This window comes from Staphylococcus sp. HMSC068C09 (assembly GCF_001813735.1).
Taxonomy (GTDB): domain Bacteria; phylum Bacillota; class Bacilli; order Staphylococcales; family Staphylococcaceae; genus Staphylococcus; species Staphylococcus hominis.
Genome location: NZ_KV813764.1, coordinates 45,314 through 61,846, shown reverse-complemented (window position 1 = coordinate 61,846; position 16,533 = coordinate 45,314). Strand labels below are relative to the sequence as shown.

17 protein-coding genes and 1 pseudogene are annotated in these 16,533 nt (G+C 30.8%); 6 read left to right on the top strand and 12 right to left on the bottom strand.

What is annotated here, in order from left to right:
* From HMPREF2930_RS07775 to HMPREF2930_RS07745, 7 genes and pseudogenes are all read right to left on the bottom strand, one after another.
* Positions 1-187 (bottom strand): annotated as a pseudogene (locus HMPREF2930_RS07775) (FAD-dependent oxidoreductase); the annotation flags it as partial.
* A 20-nt stretch (positions 188-207) separates the two neighbouring features.
* Positions 208-999 (bottom strand): N-acetylglucosaminidase, encoded by a 792-nt coding sequence (locus HMPREF2930_RS07770; RefSeq protein WP_017174887.1) that lies wholly within the window; start codon positions 997-999, stop codon positions 208-210.
* Between the two features lie 23 nt (positions 1,000-1,022).
* Positions 1,023-1,244 carry a hypothetical protein gene (locus HMPREF2930_RS07765; RefSeq protein WP_017174888.1) on the bottom strand — a complete coding sequence of 74 codons (222 nt, stop codon included), beginning with the start codon at positions 1,242-1,244 and terminating at the stop codon, positions 1,023-1,025.
* A gap of 165 nt (positions 1,245-1,409) precedes the next feature.
* On the bottom strand, positions 1,410-1,877 hold the full coding sequence (locus HMPREF2930_RS07760; protein WP_017174889.1) for a helical membrane plugin domain-containing protein: 468 nt from the start codon (positions 1,875-1,877) through the stop codon (positions 1,410-1,412).
* 1 nt (position 1,878) lies between these two features.
* A complete protein-coding gene (gene fdhF, locus HMPREF2930_RS07755) occupies positions 1,879-4,830 on the bottom strand; it encodes a formate dehydrogenase subunit alpha (protein ID WP_017174890.1) in 2,952 nt (983 codons plus the stop codon).
* A gap of 254 nt (positions 4,831-5,084) precedes the next feature.
* Positions 5,085-6,032 (bottom strand): LCP family protein, encoded by a 948-nt coding sequence (locus HMPREF2930_RS07750; protein WP_017174891.1) that lies wholly within the window; start codon positions 6,030-6,032, stop codon positions 5,085-5,087.
* Positions 6,033-6,147: 115 nt separating this feature from the next.
* On the bottom strand, positions 6,148-6,927 hold the full coding sequence (locus tag HMPREF2930_RS07745; protein ID WP_017174892.1) for an inositol monophosphatase family protein: 780 nt from the start codon (positions 6,925-6,927) through the stop codon (positions 6,148-6,150).
* 368 nt (positions 6,928-7,295) lie between these two features.
* Between HMPREF2930_RS07745 and HMPREF2930_RS07740 the strand changes: the two genes are divergently transcribed.
* From HMPREF2930_RS07740 to HMPREF2930_RS07730, 3 genes are all read left to right on the top strand, one after another.
* Positions 7,296-7,991 (top strand): helix-turn-helix transcriptional regulator, encoded by a 696-nt coding sequence (locus tag HMPREF2930_RS07740; protein ID WP_017174893.1) that lies wholly within the window; start codon positions 7,296-7,298, stop codon positions 7,989-7,991.
* Positions 7,992-8,096: 105 nt separating this feature from the next.
* Complete coding sequence (locus HMPREF2930_RS07735) at positions 8,097-8,450, top strand: hypothetical protein (RefSeq protein WP_017174894.1); 354 nt, start codon at positions 8,097-8,099, stop codon at positions 8,448-8,450.
* A gap of 323 nt (positions 8,451-8,773) precedes the next feature.
* Complete coding sequence (locus HMPREF2930_RS07730; RefSeq protein WP_017174895.1) at positions 8,774-9,646, top strand: MurR/RpiR family transcriptional regulator; 873 nt, start codon at positions 8,774-8,776, stop codon at positions 9,644-9,646.
* Positions 9,647-9,861: 215 nt separating this feature from the next.
* Here HMPREF2930_RS07730 and HMPREF2930_RS07725 read toward each other — a convergent pair whose 3' ends face one another.
* On the bottom strand, positions 9,862-11,250 hold the full coding sequence (locus HMPREF2930_RS07725) for an amino acid permease (RefSeq protein WP_019835274.1): 1,389 nt from the start codon (positions 11,248-11,250) through the stop codon (positions 9,862-9,864).
* A 326-nt stretch (positions 11,251-11,576) separates the two neighbouring features.
* On the opposite strand from HMPREF2930_RS07725, the gene HMPREF2930_RS07720 reads away from it, so the two are divergent.
* Positions 11,577-11,921, top strand: coding sequence for a hypothetical protein (locus HMPREF2930_RS07720; protein ID WP_017174897.1), 345 nt, complete (start codon positions 11,577-11,579; stop codon positions 11,919-11,921).
* 6 nt (positions 11,922-11,927) lie between these two features.
* The gene (locus HMPREF2930_RS07715) at positions 11,928-12,116 is read left to right on the top strand and encodes a hypothetical protein (protein WP_002448560.1); all 189 of its coding nucleotides are present in this window, start codon (positions 11,928-11,930) and stop codon (positions 12,114-12,116) included.
* Positions 12,117-12,172: 56 nt separating this feature from the next.
* Here the strand turns inward: HMPREF2930_RS07715 and HMPREF2930_RS11275 are convergent, their stop codons facing one another.
* From HMPREF2930_RS11275 to HMPREF2930_RS07705, 3 genes are read right to left on the bottom strand one after another with little or no spacing between them, the layout of a single operon-like run.
* Complete coding sequence (locus tag HMPREF2930_RS11275) at positions 12,173-12,364, bottom strand: hypothetical protein (RefSeq protein WP_071560670.1); 192 nt, start codon at positions 12,362-12,364, stop codon at positions 12,173-12,175.
* A 5-nt stretch (positions 12,365-12,369) separates the two neighbouring features.
* Positions 12,370-13,014 (bottom strand): HAD-IA family hydrolase, encoded by a 645-nt coding sequence (locus HMPREF2930_RS07710; RefSeq protein WP_017174898.1) that lies wholly within the window; start codon positions 13,012-13,014, stop codon positions 12,370-12,372.
* A 49-nt stretch (positions 13,015-13,063) separates the two neighbouring features.
* Complete coding sequence (locus HMPREF2930_RS07705; RefSeq protein WP_017174899.1) at positions 13,064-13,978, bottom strand: bile acid:sodium symporter family protein; 915 nt, start codon at positions 13,976-13,978, stop codon at positions 13,064-13,066.
* A gap of 284 nt (positions 13,979-14,262) precedes the next feature.
* Between HMPREF2930_RS07705 and HMPREF2930_RS07700 the strand changes: the two genes are divergently transcribed.
* Positions 14,263-14,793: a hypothetical protein gene (locus HMPREF2930_RS07700; protein WP_017174900.1), complete on the top strand. Its 531-nt coding sequence runs from the start codon at positions 14,263-14,265 to the stop codon at positions 14,791-14,793.
* A gap of 45 nt (positions 14,794-14,838) precedes the next feature.
* Here the strand turns inward: HMPREF2930_RS07700 and HMPREF2930_RS07695 are convergent, their stop codons facing one another.
* On the bottom strand, positions 14,839-16,440 hold the full coding sequence (locus HMPREF2930_RS07695) for an alpha-glucoside-specific PTS transporter subunit IIBC (RefSeq protein ID WP_017174901.1): 1,602 nt from the start codon (positions 16,438-16,440) through the stop codon (positions 14,839-14,841).
* Positions 16,441-16,533: the final 93 nt, after the last annotated feature.

Sequence of the window (16,533 nt, the reverse complement as noted above, 5' to 3'; positions counted from 1 at the left end):
TTTTGATACCTTTAGCTAAATCATGATTACCGAGTTTTTTTAAAACGTTATCACCGATACCAATACCTGCACCTACTTCTTTAATATCAGTCTTTCTCTCAAAGACTTTGACATCATGCCCTTGTTCTTGTAAAAGTGCTGCAACCGTTAAACCTCCGATACCAGCACCTATCACTGCAACTTTCATTCTATTACACCTCAATATCTCTATTTATTAGATATATAGTAATTCCTACGTATCTTATCTTTTTTTATACCCAAACGTTCATAATCTTTTTTCATATTATCTGCAATTTTATCTGCCCACTCAATATCACTCGCATATTGATGAGACCCTGGATTTTTAGGATTCCATCTCATTTGATAAAGCGTAATTTGTTCGTTTTCAAAATATTGATGACGAATAAAAGCTGTACCGCCCATAATTGCTTTACTTGGTGTTGTCCAATTATGTTCTTTAGCATAACTATGACCAGTAGCAATGGCATCTTGATCAAATGCACCAATTCCAAAAAAATTATAGTATTTATGATTATTCTCTTTAATACCATTAGCCAGTTCGGATTGACCATTTGCTGTTTCTATGATTGCATGATTCATTAAATATATAATATTCACTTGATACTTATCTTGGGCTTTTAAAAATGTTTGAGCCTGATCTGTTAAAATACCTTTATTTTTAAGTATATGTTTTACCTCATCTTCATTCATTGGAACCGTTTTAGATAGATCCATATATTTTAAATCATTGTCTTTTTTAGAAATACTCATTGCTCTTTTCACTTCATTATTATTCGCTAGAACAAACTGATTATTTTTATCAATGGTATTTAATTGGTTCGATTGGGTTTGCTTTTGAAGGGCCTCTTGAAAACTGTATCTTCGATCATTACGTAGTATATCCTTATGATTGATACAAAGTAATACAATCAATATGATGAGAACAATAATAAAAAGTATAATAGATAAACGTAACTGATTACTATTTCTATATTTCATAAATTGAAATTCCTCTAATTGTCTTATTTAGATAACATACTGTATGCAACTATAATAGCAATAATGACGATGGCAAACGAAATATTAATAATAATTTTCATGCCCGTACGATCTCGAAATAAAACATTAAAAATAACAAGACTAATTGCCAATGAAACGGCAAACATTGCTATCGCTAACATTAATTTCATCATAATTAAAAATATAATTCCTAATACAACAAAAATATTAGAAATAATAGTCATTATTTTAATAATATTTGGATGAATAAGTCCTCTCTCCTTACACTTTAATTTATACACTCTACTTTATCATAATAGATGTATACTATATTTTACAAATTCATTTCTAAAAAAACTCCTCAACATAAGTCATTTCGTTCTTATATTAAGGAGTCGTATATATTCAATTTATTCTTTAGACATACCTTTAAGTAAATTTATCATGTACGTTAAGCTACGATTCATATCATCATCTTTTAATACACTCATTAAGCTTCGTATTGTCGTTTTGGCATTTGGACTTGCTTGATTAGCTACGTGTAAGCCACTATTAAGTTTATTTAAAAATTGACTTAGTTCTTTAACTTCTAAATTCCCAAGCATAAATACCATTGGAGCTAAATTTGTAATGAGTCCAGTATACATATCTTTATTTAATTCCGTAGCGAATTTATTTATAATAACTTGACGACCTTTAATACCACCGTTAATAGCATCTAAGAGTTTTGCATCATCTAAATTTTTAATAATACGAATAGCTTTTAAAATACTATCCTTATTTTCAACAATTGCATCTGTAACTTCATTCAAACTTTCCAACTTAAGTTGTTCTTTTGATTTTTCAAGACGATTAATTTTAGTTATTCTTTCAGCCATATTAATCCACCACATTTCCTGGGAAAATATAATCCTTACGTTTCCATTTTTTCTGAACTTGGACACTATATTGCGGATGACGATGTTTATCTACACGGAAATTCGTTGGATTTAAGGGAGATTTACCTTTTCTAGTTATAACCTCTAAACGACAATGTGTACGTTTATAAGATGGTGTGTGTGTAGCATAATCCACGTCACTATTAGTTAATTTATTTATAGCACCTATATCGCCATTACTCATAGCATCATTATTTAAAGGAATATATATTTCTTTTCCTTTAACTCTATCAGTAATTGTAGCAACTAAAGTAGCTTCTCCTGTATCAGAAATAAGTTTTACTTCTGCACCCTCATGGATATCGCGATCTTTGGCTAATTCAGGTGAAATTTCTACAAATGCGTGAGGCATTTTATATTTAATCATTTCTGTTTGATATGTCATATTTCCTTCATGGAAATGTTCTAGTACGCGACCATTATTTACATGTAAATCATATACTTCATCTTCTTTAAAGAAATTATCAAATGTTAATTCAAATAATTTTGCACGTTTATTATCGAAATTAAAGCCATCAAGATATAATGTAGGTTGATCTGTACCATCTGGTGCTACAGGCCATTGTAAACTGTTAAAACCTTCTAATCTTTCATAGCTAACACCTGAATAAGACGGTGTTAAGCGTGCAATTTCGTCCATGATTTCTGAAGGATGACTATAATTCCAATCAAAGCCCATTCTTTTAGCAATCAATTGGAAAATTACCCAGTCAGGTTTTGAGTCACCTAAAGGTGATAGTGCTTGATTAATACGTTGGATTCTACGCTCTGTATTTGTATATGTGCCATCTTTTTCTAATGAAGGACTAGCTGGTAACACAACATCTGCATACGTTGCTGTAAATGTTAAAAATTCATCTTGAACTACCAAAAATTCAACTTTTTCTAATGCAGATTGTACATAGTTAATATTTGAATCTACAATTCCAGTATCTTCACCATACAAATATAGTGAATGAATTTGTCCTTCATGAATACCATCCATCATTTGATGATTATCTCGACCAGGCGTTGGATTCAATGTAACACCATACTCTTTCTCAAATTTCGATCTAATTTCATCATTGTGTATCATTTGATAACCTGGAAATTGGTCCGGCATACTTCCCATATCACTTGCACCTTGAACATTATTGTGGCCACGTAATGGATAAGCCCCTGTGCCAGGTCTTCTATAGTTACCTGTTACAAGAAGAAGATTTGAAATTGCTGTACTTGTATCACTACCAATATCTTGTTGTGTGACACCCATTGCCCAACAAATAGCTACAGATTCTGCTTTTGCGCATTCTTCCGCAAAACTAATTAATCGCGCTTTTGAAATTCCTGTAACCTCTTCAGTATATTCTAATGAAAATGGAGTTAATGACTCATAATACTCATCAAAATTGTCAACCCACTCTTTAATAAATTCAATATCATGTAAATGATGATCGATAATATATTTTGTCACAGCGCTCAACCATACTAAGTCCGTACCAGGTTTAGGTTGATAAAATTCATCTGCACGTTCAGCCATTTCATGTTTACGAATATCAAAGACATGCATTCTTTGTCCAAACAATTTCTGTGCACGTTTAATTCTTGAAGCAATAACTGGATGTGCTTCTGCTGTATTTGTACCAATAAGTACCGTCATAGCTGCTTTTTCCAAGTCATCAATAGAACCTGAGTCCCCGCCATGTCCTACCGTTCTAAATAATCCTTTTGTAGCAGGTGCTTGACAATATCTCGAACAATTATCAATATTATTTGAACCAAATACTTGGCGAGAAAGTTTTTGCATTAAGTATGACTCTTCATTTGTACCTTTTGAAGAGGCGATAAATGCTAGGTGATCGCCACCATATTCATTTTTAATGCGCTTAAAGTTCTTTTCTATAACATCGAGGGCTTCTTCCCATTCAACCTCATGAAATTCACCATTTTTACGTACTAAAGGTTTAGTTAAACGTTGATCCGAATTAATGTGTCCCCACGAGAATTTGCCTTTTACACAAGTAGAGATTTTATTTGCTGGAGAGTCGTGTGATGGTTGAACTTTTAAGATTTCTCTATCTTTTGTCCATACATCAAATGAACATCCTACACCACAATATGTACATACTGTTTTAGTTTTGTTAATTCTTTCTTTACGCATCTCTGCTTCAGAATCCGACACAGCAAATAACAATCCATCACCTGGTTCAGCTTTTTTAGTTAAATCAATCATAGCTGCTAATGAACCCGGTTCTGTATCAGTTAAATATCCTGCATTGCCCTCCATATTGACTTCCATCATTGCATTACATGGACACACTGTCGCACATTGACCACATGATACACAAGACGATTCATTTATTGGAACATCATTATCCCAAATCACACGTGGGTGCTCACGATCCCAATCTATAGAAAGTGTTTCGTTAACTTCCACATCTTGACATGCTTCTACACATCTACCACATAGGATACATTGGTCTGGGTCATAACGATAGAAAGGACCATAATCTTTCTCATAAGGCTTTGTTTTATATTCATATGATTGTTCTTGTAATCCCCATGCATCCATTGCATTGTGAATCTCACAATCACCGTTATTATAATCACATACTGTACAATACAGCATATGTTTTTCTAAAATTCTATCTAATGCTTCTTTTTGGCTAGCTTTCACTCGTTTATTTTGAGTATTGACTGACATCGGACGGTCAACTACTGTACTACACGCTCGTTCAACTTTACCATCAATTTCAACCATGCAAGTATCACAGGTTTGAATTGGACCCATGGATTCGTTATAGCAAATTGAAGGAACGAAAGTATCACGAGATTTAATAAATTCAAGTAAATTTGTTCCAGGTTCTACAAGGTAATCCACATCATCTAGGGTTAAAACTAAATGTTCTTGCATTGCTTTCCCCACCTTATATTTATATTCCATAAACAACCAATTTCGTTAAGATTCTGTATTATTTCCCCATATTCAATACAGAATTAATATTATTGTATAACTAAAATCATATAATGTTAAGGCTTTCAATCATATCTATTGACCTTTCTTTATTCTTTTAAATAAAGAATATACTTTTAAATTTTTATATCTTTAAATAAAAAATCTGAGACCTATAAATTAGTCTCAGATTTTTTAATTGCTATATATTTTTTTTATTTTTTCAAATTATTATTTAATACCTCTGTCATTTGCACTTTTGAACTTTCATTAGGAATAAAATACCATAATCCATCATTTTGAATACTACCTGTCCCTTCTAGCTGATGACGATTAACTGTATCATTAGCCTCTTTATAATGACTTCTAATTTCATTTAAATCCCCTAATGTTAAATCAGTTGTGACGTTCTTTTGAATTTGAGTAATTAATGATGGCAAATGTGTAATCGCTGAAGAACTAACCATTTTATTTGCCATAGCTTGTAAAACTAGTTGTTGACGTTCTTGACGTCCAAAATCACCACCTGCACCTGTTTCTTTACGACTTCTAATAAATGCCATGGCTGTATCTCCATCAACATGAGTAGATTGCCCTTTAGTAAATGTTGTACCTTGAACTGTAAATGTATCATTACTTACTATGTTAACACCGCCTACCGAATCAATCATGTCGTGTAATCCATCCATATCAATAGTAGCGTAGTGGTCTATTGGCACATTCATTAGTTTTTCTAATGATTTAACAGCCATGGTAGGCCCCCCATAAGCGTAAGCATGATTTATTTTTTCAGTTGTACCTCTTCCTACGATTTCTGCTTGAGTATCACGTGGAATACTTACAAGCTCAGTCGTTTTTTTCTTTGGATTCACTGATAAAATCATTATTGTATCACTACGTTCACCATCATTTGTGCTTTTACGTTGTGCATTAGAGTCAACACCAAATAAGGCAATTGTAAATGGATCTCCATTTTTTAAATTAACATTATGAGAACGCAATTCAGATTGTTGACGATGAAGCGGGTTATGAATTTTATTACCTGTTATCAATATCGTTGTCGCGATAACGGCTACAGTAACGACAGCTAACACAACAAGTATACTAATAATCCATTTCATTATTTTACTAGAGGAACGTTTTTTTCTATCAGGACGTTGCATCTTCCTCCTCCTATTCTACTTATATTAAAATATATCTCCATTATTATATATTAAATGATTTAATTTACTATACAACTTTAGTAGGAAATATATTAAATAACTAAGAAGAGAAGGATTAGTGTTTATCATTAATAATAGCTAATATCTCCTCGTAGCACCCTTTATTACTAATAATAAAGGGGCCACCTTTAGCGAAATCAAGATGTTGTCCATCCATCTGTGTCATCACTAATCCTAATTCTCTGGCGAATAAAAACTGTGCTGCGATATCCCAAGGTTTAGGATTAGTATTAAAATGTGCTCCAAATTGTCCTTTTATCACTCGCACTGAATCTAATCCGCAAGCTCCTATATATCTCACACTAAAAGACGATTGATACAAAGCTTTCCTTAATTTTTCATTCACGTATTCTGAACCAAATGAAACAATAGTATCTTTAAGCGATAATACTTCTGGAGACTCAAGTTTGACATTATTCATGAAGGCCCCCTTACCTTCAATTGCTTTATATATTATTTTATGAGCGTAGTCATAAATATAAGATAATTTAGGTTGTCCATTTTCAAAGTAAGCTAAAATAATACAATAATCTTCTTGTTGTTTCACTAAATTGGCTGTTCCATCAATAGGGTCCATAATCCAAAGGTGTCCCTGATAAGGTTCAATACCCTCATTATTTTTTTCTTCAGCTAATAACTGATGTGTAGGAAAATACTTTTCCAGATAGGCCTCGAAATCATTTTGTATTTGTTTATCTACATTTGTAACTAAATCGAATCGATTTTCTTTTGTTTCTGTAACCATGTTTTTAATTAAATTAGGAATAATACCATCTAAATGTTGGAACCAATCCGTAATATGTTTATCTATAAATTGAAGTTGTTGTTTTTGCATGATGTCACCTCAACGTTTTTATTCATCTTATCATATAACATATTATTTTTTTTAAATAAAAAATCGGCTAGTCATTTGCTAGCCGACAAAATAGAAAGGAAAGTAAGTAATAAATATTGAAGATGTTTCGATGTAACCCGAACGATTCACCTTGAGCTATCTGTTATACAGCCCCTACCCCTTTGTTTGAAATCGTTCTACCCTGTTACAAATACTATATTAGCATAATTATCTAATGATTGTAAGCGTTTTCTAAATAAAAATAGTTTATTATTACACTTCCAATCAACTTATTACTAAAAATGTCTTGAATCTCAGTCTTATGTTATAATTAATGTAATATGTAATGTTCATAGGTGGTGAGTATATTGAATAAAATGGAAAGACAAAATCAAATTATTTCATTAATTCAACAAGGACATAAAATCAATGCGTCTGATTTAGCAAAACAATTTAATGTCTCTACCCGTACAATTACTAGAGATATTGATGATTTAGAATCTAAAGGAGTTCATATATACGCTCATAAAGGAAGACGCGGTGGATATGAAATTCAAAATACTGATCATTATTTTCATCTTAAATTAAATGAATCCGAACTTATTGCACTATTTTTAACTTTGCAAGAAAGTCAATCTCACTCTACATTACCTTACACTCAAGACATTCATTCAATTATGAACCAATGTTTAAAAACACCTAATACACAAATGCTAAAAATACTGAAACATATCTCCAATAATATTAAATTAGAAGATACACATTCTCTAACATTACCACATTTGTTTTCAGATATTTTAATTTATAGTAACGAAAGACATGTTATGCTTGTTGACTTTTCAGAAAATAATGAAATTACTGCAGAAAATGTGATATTCATCGGCTTACTGTGCCGTAACGGTCAATGGTTTGCTATTGTTTATGAAATTGGATTCGGTAGAACTCGTGAATTATCAATATTGAATATTGTTGATATTTCTTATTCATTTGAAAAAAAAATTCAAACATACGATATTACTATTCATAACTATAAGGAATTTCTACAACCTAAAAACAATGAATAAAGTGAGTATTGAAGAAATTTTCGTGTATTCTCACTTTCATTCTCAAATACTAAATGCTTACATACCAAATATCCTTAACACCCTCTTTTAAAGGATGAGTATACCATGCATTATAAAACCTTAATATACGATCAACACATTTTAATTCAATTATTAATTTTACTAGAAAAAGCTAAATATTATTATTTTATGGACATAGCACATTTATCTTTGGGAATTAAAGATTACAATAATTTTATTAATCATTGTCGTGCGCATTTTAAACATAATCAAATAAATAGTATTTCATCTCATTGTTCTGATTCACAAACGTATTGCTTCGAACAATACAATGAATTGATGACTCATTTAAAACAAATCCCTCTTCAAAATTTTAAAAATGGAAATTTAATCGTCGATTTGCAAGAACGTCAAAATCATATTTATAAAGTTTATAATCAAATTAATAATTATCAATAACCTTATTTTTTCGATAAGTTTAGTAGGTAAATTGTCATTGTAATTTATAGTATGTATAATAATGCTTGATTAATATTAAGTAAAAACTGCATACTGTTTTTTAATTCACGAAATAATGTCATATTGGTGGGAGAATATCACATTATTTCGGTAATCCTGTTACGTAAACCTTTACTTAACTTAATCACTTTACAGTTATTTATCGATATTTGTGGGAATTTAGATGTAATATATGATGTATTCACATGCCTAGATAGAGATGTTTTCATTTTCATCTATCTATTTATGATGAAAGAAAAACTTTTAATAAATTAGGTGATTGGATGACAAATATTTTAAGTAGGATAGATGAAGTCTACGCTTCGTCTTCTAAAAGTGAACAGAAACTTTCACGTTTCATATTAAATTCTCCACATAAATTAGTTTCAATGTCTAATGAAGCGATTGCAGATGAGCTTAATATTAGTGTGTCTACTATGAATCGTTATAGTCAAAAATTAATTAATCAAAATTTTAAAGCTATACGCGATGAAATTAAGCAATGGTTTCCTAAACAAGTCACACCGTATAATATCAAGTTAGTAGAAAATGAATCAGTAGAAAGCTTAAAACAAAAATTATATTTTCAAACTAAAGCGTCGTTAAAACAAAGTAATCATTTTATAGATCACCAAACTATTGACGCTATTTGCGAAACATTTAAACAGGCACATACCATTTTTCTATATGGTTATGGGAGTTCATACGTGTGTGCGCTTGAATTTTATCAGAAATTATCCCGTATTGGTCTCAATATTCAATTAGTTCAAGATACACATTTACTAACTACAATGTTGTCTACACATAATAAAAATGATTGTGTCGTTTTTATTACCCATAGTGGTGAACAGAGCGAACTACAAGCAATGGTAAAAGTCGTTAAAGATTTTAACCTTTCAATGATTACAATTACAAGTTCTAACAATAATTCAATTGCAAAAGATTCTGATTTAGTTTTAACGTATAATGAAGATTATAAAAACGAACTGTGTATGAGTGCGACAACTGCATTATTTGCACAATTATATACGATTGATATTATATTTTACCGCTTTATAGCACGTAATTATCACGCTTCTTTAGACTATATGACACAGTCAAAGATTTCATTAGATAATTACCACAAGTATTTATCAAAAATTGAATTTAAACATTAATAAAAAAGGAGTGGGATAAAACTCATTGTTCCACTTCATTCCCAACTTATGTTGGGCGTCGACGTTCTTTTTGAATGACTTTATGTTGGGGTCTCGGTCTACAATTAAAAAAACTTGATATTAGTCTATGTTTAATTTAGGGATTTACTATCCAAACGTTAAAAAATCTGAGACGTTTATGCACGTCTCAGATTTTTTATTATATATTTTTATCGTTATTTTACTCTTTTTATAGCATCATTTTTGTGATGACCGCGAATAAAGTAATACACTGTAACCCCTGCTAAGACAATAATACCTATAACCACTGAAATAACTGTGTCTTTATTAAATAACATACCAATTAAAACAATGAGTAAAAAGATAATTGTCATAACACTAGAAATTGTGCCTCCTGGCATTTTAAATGGATGATTTTCAACCTGTTCTGGATGTAATTTTCTGAAACGAATATGACTGATTAAAATCATAAACCATGGAATCATACCTGGTAAAATAGATGCACTATAAACATACACGAAAATACTATCAGCGCCTTTTATAAATAAAGGTAAAATAACATTTAATAATGCTCCAATTAAAATACCAATTGCAATAGTTAATACAGGATAAAATGGCACACCATTTTTCATTACACGTGTAAAGATTTTAGGCATTTGCCCTTTTTGAGCAAGTGTATATATCATACGACTTGCACTAAAAATACCAGAGTTACATCCTGATAATGCAGCAGTTAATACAACAAAGTTGATTAAACCTGCGGCAAATGTAATACCAATTTTAGAGAATGTAGCTACAAAAGGACTACCAATACTTTCTAATTGATTCCAAGGGTATATTGAAACAATAACAAAAATAGCACCTATGTAAAAAATTAATATACGCCATATAACACCATTTACAGCACTTTTAATATTCTTTTGAGGATTCTTTGTTTCACCTGCAGTAATACCAATTAGCTCAACCCCTTGATAAGAACCAATAACGATTGAAAGTGCAAAGAAGAAACCAACTAATCCATTTGGCATAAATCCACCATGTTTCCATAAGTTAGAAATACCGATAGGGTGTCCTCCATTACCAATTCCAAAGAAAATCAATCCTAATCCAGCAATAATCATTAATACAATTGTTACCACTTTTATCATTGCAAACCAAAACTCAAATTCTCCAAACGCTTTAACTGAAGCTAAGTTTGCTATTAATAATAATACTACTGCAATCACGCCTGGTATCCATTGTGGTAAATGAGGGAACCAATAATTCATATACTCACCTACGGCAATGACTTCACTCATCCCAACGACAATCCATTGGAATATATTACTCCACGCTGTCATATAGCCAGCAGCTGGATGTATGTATTCACTAGCAAATGTTGCAAATGAACCTGTTGTTGGATTTAAATAAATCATTTCTCCCATTGCTCTCATTATTAAAAATAAGAATATCCCTGCGATTAAATACGCAAAAATAACTGATGGTCCAGTCCATTTAATTGTACTTGTTGCCCCCATAAATAAACCTACACCGATTGTCCCACCCAGCGCAATCATTCTAATTTGACGTGCACTCAGTCCCCTATGTAATTCATTATTATCCATAAAAATACCCCATCTCTATTTGGACTAAGGTGCGATACTTTTAACCTTTAGAAAATATTTATTACGTTTTCTTAGTCGACATATCCTTTACCTTATTGAAGTTATTATACTATAATTTTCAGAAAATAAAATATATTTTTTAAATTCTGTCGAAAGCGATTTCGTCAATTTACTTAAATTTTTTTACTTTTTGCAAAAATGAATAATCTAATATTTGTGTTATTGGGTTATTTTTAGTTGAGAATCATATTACTAAATTAATATATTTAATTGATACTTTAGCAGTATGCTATACTGCTTATATAGACTTAAAGGAGTTTAACCTTATGCAGCATTTATTAAAAAAGGATATGAAGGTATCTATTATTTTTGCTATTGTGTTCTTTTTACTGAACTTTTTTAGTGAACAACAACACATGGTAAGTTTGCTTATACTACGAACGCTTTTAGCAACTTTAGTATTTTTCTTACTATACTTAATTGTATTTTCAATCTTTAATTCTGATCAACGTAAAATAAAATTTAGTATTACTTTATCTATCGCTGTTATAATCTTTTTAATTATAGGAACATTATTATCTTCTCCAAAGTTCGGTGTTTTAACAGGAATCTGTGTAGGTATTATTGCGGGATTTATATGGGAATGGATTGAAAAAAGAAAAGGAGAATAAATATATATGTCAGTCACTATTGGTATAATATTAATTATTGTTTTATTATTTTTAAGTCTCATACCAAATTATAATGCAATGAAACAAGCTAAATCTCAAGGATCTAAAAGCACTAGATTTACCGTAATGGTAGGTATTGATGCGATTTTAATTGTTTTATTAGTCTTTACAATTATTCTAAAAATAATTATTTAATAAAAAAGGAACCTTAGAAAAAGGTTCCTTTTTTATTCTTATATTGGTCAATCACTTTATAATTTGCCTTGTAACAAAAAGAAATACGCTATAAAAGCAAGTATAAGATATATCATTGATCCTATCATGAATGAACGTATACGAACTCTAAAAGGAATACGTTTATTAAATATTGGACCTAAAACAAGATTTCCTATTCCGATAATAATGGGTCCAGCTAAAAAGAAGATGATTAATTGCCACGACATGTCATTCACACATGACCCTTTTCAAAAAAACGATTTATAATTTCTTCGCCATTTAAATCTTTACCAATATATGGAATAGTTGAGAAATCTTGTTTTTGAGTCATATCATTTGTATTTACTATAACATCTAATCCAGCGCGAAAAGCAGCTGTAGCACCATTTACAGAGTCTTCAATAGCTAAACAATGAGTTGGAGAATAATTAAGTTGCTGAACAGCAGTCAAATAAAGTTCTGGCTCTGGTTTTACATATTCTACACTTTCTCTCCCAACAATAATATTTATATATTCATCTAAACCTAAACTCTTAAATACTGGAAAAATATCCTTTTTATAACTACTTGTCGCAATTGCCATAGGAATATGACGTTGCTTCAAGTATTTCATTAATTGTTTAATCGTAGGATTAATTTCTAATTGATTACTTGTTTGATGATGTTCTTTATAAATAATTTCTTTATTATCTTTTCCAATCGTCTGTTCCAAATATTCGTGTAAATCCTTTGCTTCTCCACCAATATTTTCACGGTAAAAATCGAGTGTAATTGGTGTTGCTTTATGACTAATTAAATGCTTATTAATAATATTAAATAAATGTTGTTCAGTATCGACAATTGTACCATCAAAATCGAATACTATTGCTTTATACATGATATTTCTCCTTTAAACTTAATATTATAGGTAAGTTTAACATATTACATTAACGTTTAGACCAATATTTGGCAAGAATAGGTCCAGAAATATTATGAACAAAACTGAATACAGCTCCTGGCACTGCTGCTAGTGGACTAAAATGTACAGTTGCCAAAGACACAGCTAAACCTGAATTTTGCATTCCAACTTCAATAGAAACGGCCTTTTTGTCTCTTCTATCAAGTTTGAATACATGCGCTAAAACATAACCTAATAAATAGCCCACTACATTATGTAAAATGACTACAATAAAAATAAGGAATCCAGTTTTAAGAATTTGTGATTTACTCCCTCCAACAACAGCCGCTAAAATCAATGAAATCGCTACTACAGAAATAATTGGTAAAATTTTAGTAGCTTCCCGAGTTACTTTTTTGGAAGCAAGTTGTAAAAGGAATCCTATGATTATTGGTAATAAAACAACTTGAATGACCGACCATAACATACTTAAAAATGATACATGTAACCACTCATGAGCAAATAAATAAATTAAAGCCGGTGTTACAAATGGTGCTAATAAAGTAGATACACTTGTAATCGCTACAGATAACGCGACATTAGCATTAGCTAGATAACTCATGACATTACTTGATGTTCCGCCAGGACAACATCCAACTAAAATCACTCCAATTGCTAACTCAGCTGGTAAATTAAATATTTTAGCAATAGTATAGGCCAAGGTAGGCATAATAGTGAATTGTAAGATCACTCCGATAATAACAGACCTCGGCTCTTTAAAAACTAATTTAAAGTCACTAGGTTTAATTGTCATTCCCATGCCTAACATCACAATTCCTAATAGCCATGGGACGAATTGACCCATCGTCGCTAGTTGAGTTGGAAATATAAAACCTATAATAGCAGCAATAAACATCCATAATAAAAATGTCTTAGTTGCAAATTCACTTACTTTACTTAACATGATGTCACCCTCTTATTTTAAATAATGAAATAAGAGTATCACAGGAGAAAAAGTAAAACAATGAATTTTCAGAATATTTAAAATATGTATGTCTTTATTTTTTCTTTTTTAAATAGAGTTACGAATATATTACAAAAATATTAAATTAAAATTCATTCAAAAGTCGTAGTGATAATCATAATAAAGAGTGATACAATCAGACTGTATATGGGAACGACGTGTTTCATTTTAAGAATGATAATGACATGAAGACTACATATTATTAAGAATTGGGAGGTTCTTGCATGTGGATAGATAAATTTGAAACTTACATTCTAAATATTGTAGGTTTGCAATCAAGATCGACTAAAAGACAATTAATGAAAATTTGCAGAAATGTTCAATTTTGCGAATCATTTCAATACAACATTATTAAATATAACAATACTCCAGCCCTTGAAATCAGCTTGCCTAAACAACAATTACCCTATTTCATTAGTTTTTTAAGTTTTTACCAAATTTCTATTTACCAAATTCTTTCTTCTAGAAATACACACATCTTATTGGATTCTGGACAATATTATTCTTCTTCTAAACGCTTTAATTTATGTATAGATGGATTACAAGATGCTTTTATTAAAGATAAAGTTATTGATATAATGACATATTTCTCTAATCAATATGATTTAACTTATACATTAAACAATAATTATGCTAGCGTATGTTGTAAACCAGAAATATTCTCGAAACTCATTCAGTTTATTGCTTGTCGAAATATTGATATTTTATCAGCCACATATAAAGCTCGCGCATTACATAATGCACGTATTTCTTAGAATAGTTAAAGGGTCGAAACAAAATGTTTCGACCCTTTTAGTATCTTATTTTTTGTCATTTTCATCAAATACTAAGTGTTCAAATGCTTCTCGTACTTGTGGTACGGTCATCCCTACAACTACTTGTACATTCTTACCACTTTTTACAAGTCCATGTGACATTTGTTGATGTGTAAAATATGCAGTATCTTCTACTTTTGATTCGTCATTAACAGTTAAGCGTAAACGTGTTGTACAATTTGTCACATCTTTAATATTTTCTTTTCCACCTAAACCTTCTAAATAATAATATGCTTTTTCTTCATATTCATTACTAGGCTCAAAACCTGAAGTGTCTGTACTATCTTCACCTTTTTTCTCTTTATAATCTTTTTTAGAAAATAGTTTCACTTCTTCTTCAGCACGACGTCCTGGTAATGGAATATCAAATTTTAAAATAAGATATCTAAATACAAAGAAGTAAATTGCTGAGAAAATTAAACCAATAATAACTTGAGCTACATAAGTCATCCAGTGATTTTGTCCAAGTGGAATCCAGTTTGTTGCAATAAAGTCAAGTAGTCCTCCACCCATATTACCAACTACTCCAAAACCATACATGATTGTATCCATTGTTGCAGCTAATAATGCATGAATAACAAATAAGAATGGTGCAATAAATAAAAATGTAAATTCTAATGGTTCTGTAATACCAACTACAACAGCAGTTAATGTAGCAGGTATCAATAATGCAGCTACTTTTTTACGATTTTCTTTAGGTGTTGTAGAATACATTGCTAAAGCAATACCAATTGCGCCAAATACTTTACCATTACCTTGAAGCATGAAACCATAATGGAATTGATCTTTTAATGGTTTGCTACTTTCGGCAAATTGATTTAAATGTCTAAACCATTCTGCTTTTAAACCATCTTTTGCTACAACTGGACCTACTTCAATTGGTGCATAAACAAAATGGTGAAGTCCAGTAGGTATTAATACACGTTCTAAGAAATGGTATAACCATACGCCTATATAACCAGAAGCAATAATGAAGTGTTGTAATGATTCAATTCCGCTTTGAATCGTTGGCCACACTACACATGTAATGGCTGCTACAGGTAACATAACAAAGAATGAAATAGTGACTACAAATGTTAAACCTTGGAAAACACCAAGCATTTCAGGTAATTTCTTACTGTAATATCTATTATGTATCCAAGTTACAATAGCTGAAATAATGATACCACCTAAAATATTAGTATCTAATGTTGGAATACCTGCAATTGCTTTTAAACCCGTAACATTTTCAACACCTTTTTGTAAGTTTGCACCAAACGTATGTGGCCATTGCGTTAAAATGGTATTGATAAATGTATTAAACATTAAGTAACCCATTAAAGCTGCTAATGCTGCGTGACCTGGTGCTTTTTTAGCAAGTGAAATTGGTAAACCTACTACAAATACAATTTCCATGTGATTAAAGATAACCCAACCACCAGATTCAATGACTGACCAAAATTTAAACCAAAATGTGTGACTGTCTGCCAAACCACCCATTATTGTTGGGTTTTTAAATAGTGTTGCAAACCCCAATATAATCCCGAAGAATGCAAACATTAATACTGGAACTATCATTGCGCTCCCAAAACGTTTTATTGCGTTCATATGCTGACCCCCAAATCTAAATATCATAGTTAATCATATGATATTGCACTTTTTTAAGCGCTTTCTTAATATCTTATCTTAACTCTATTATAG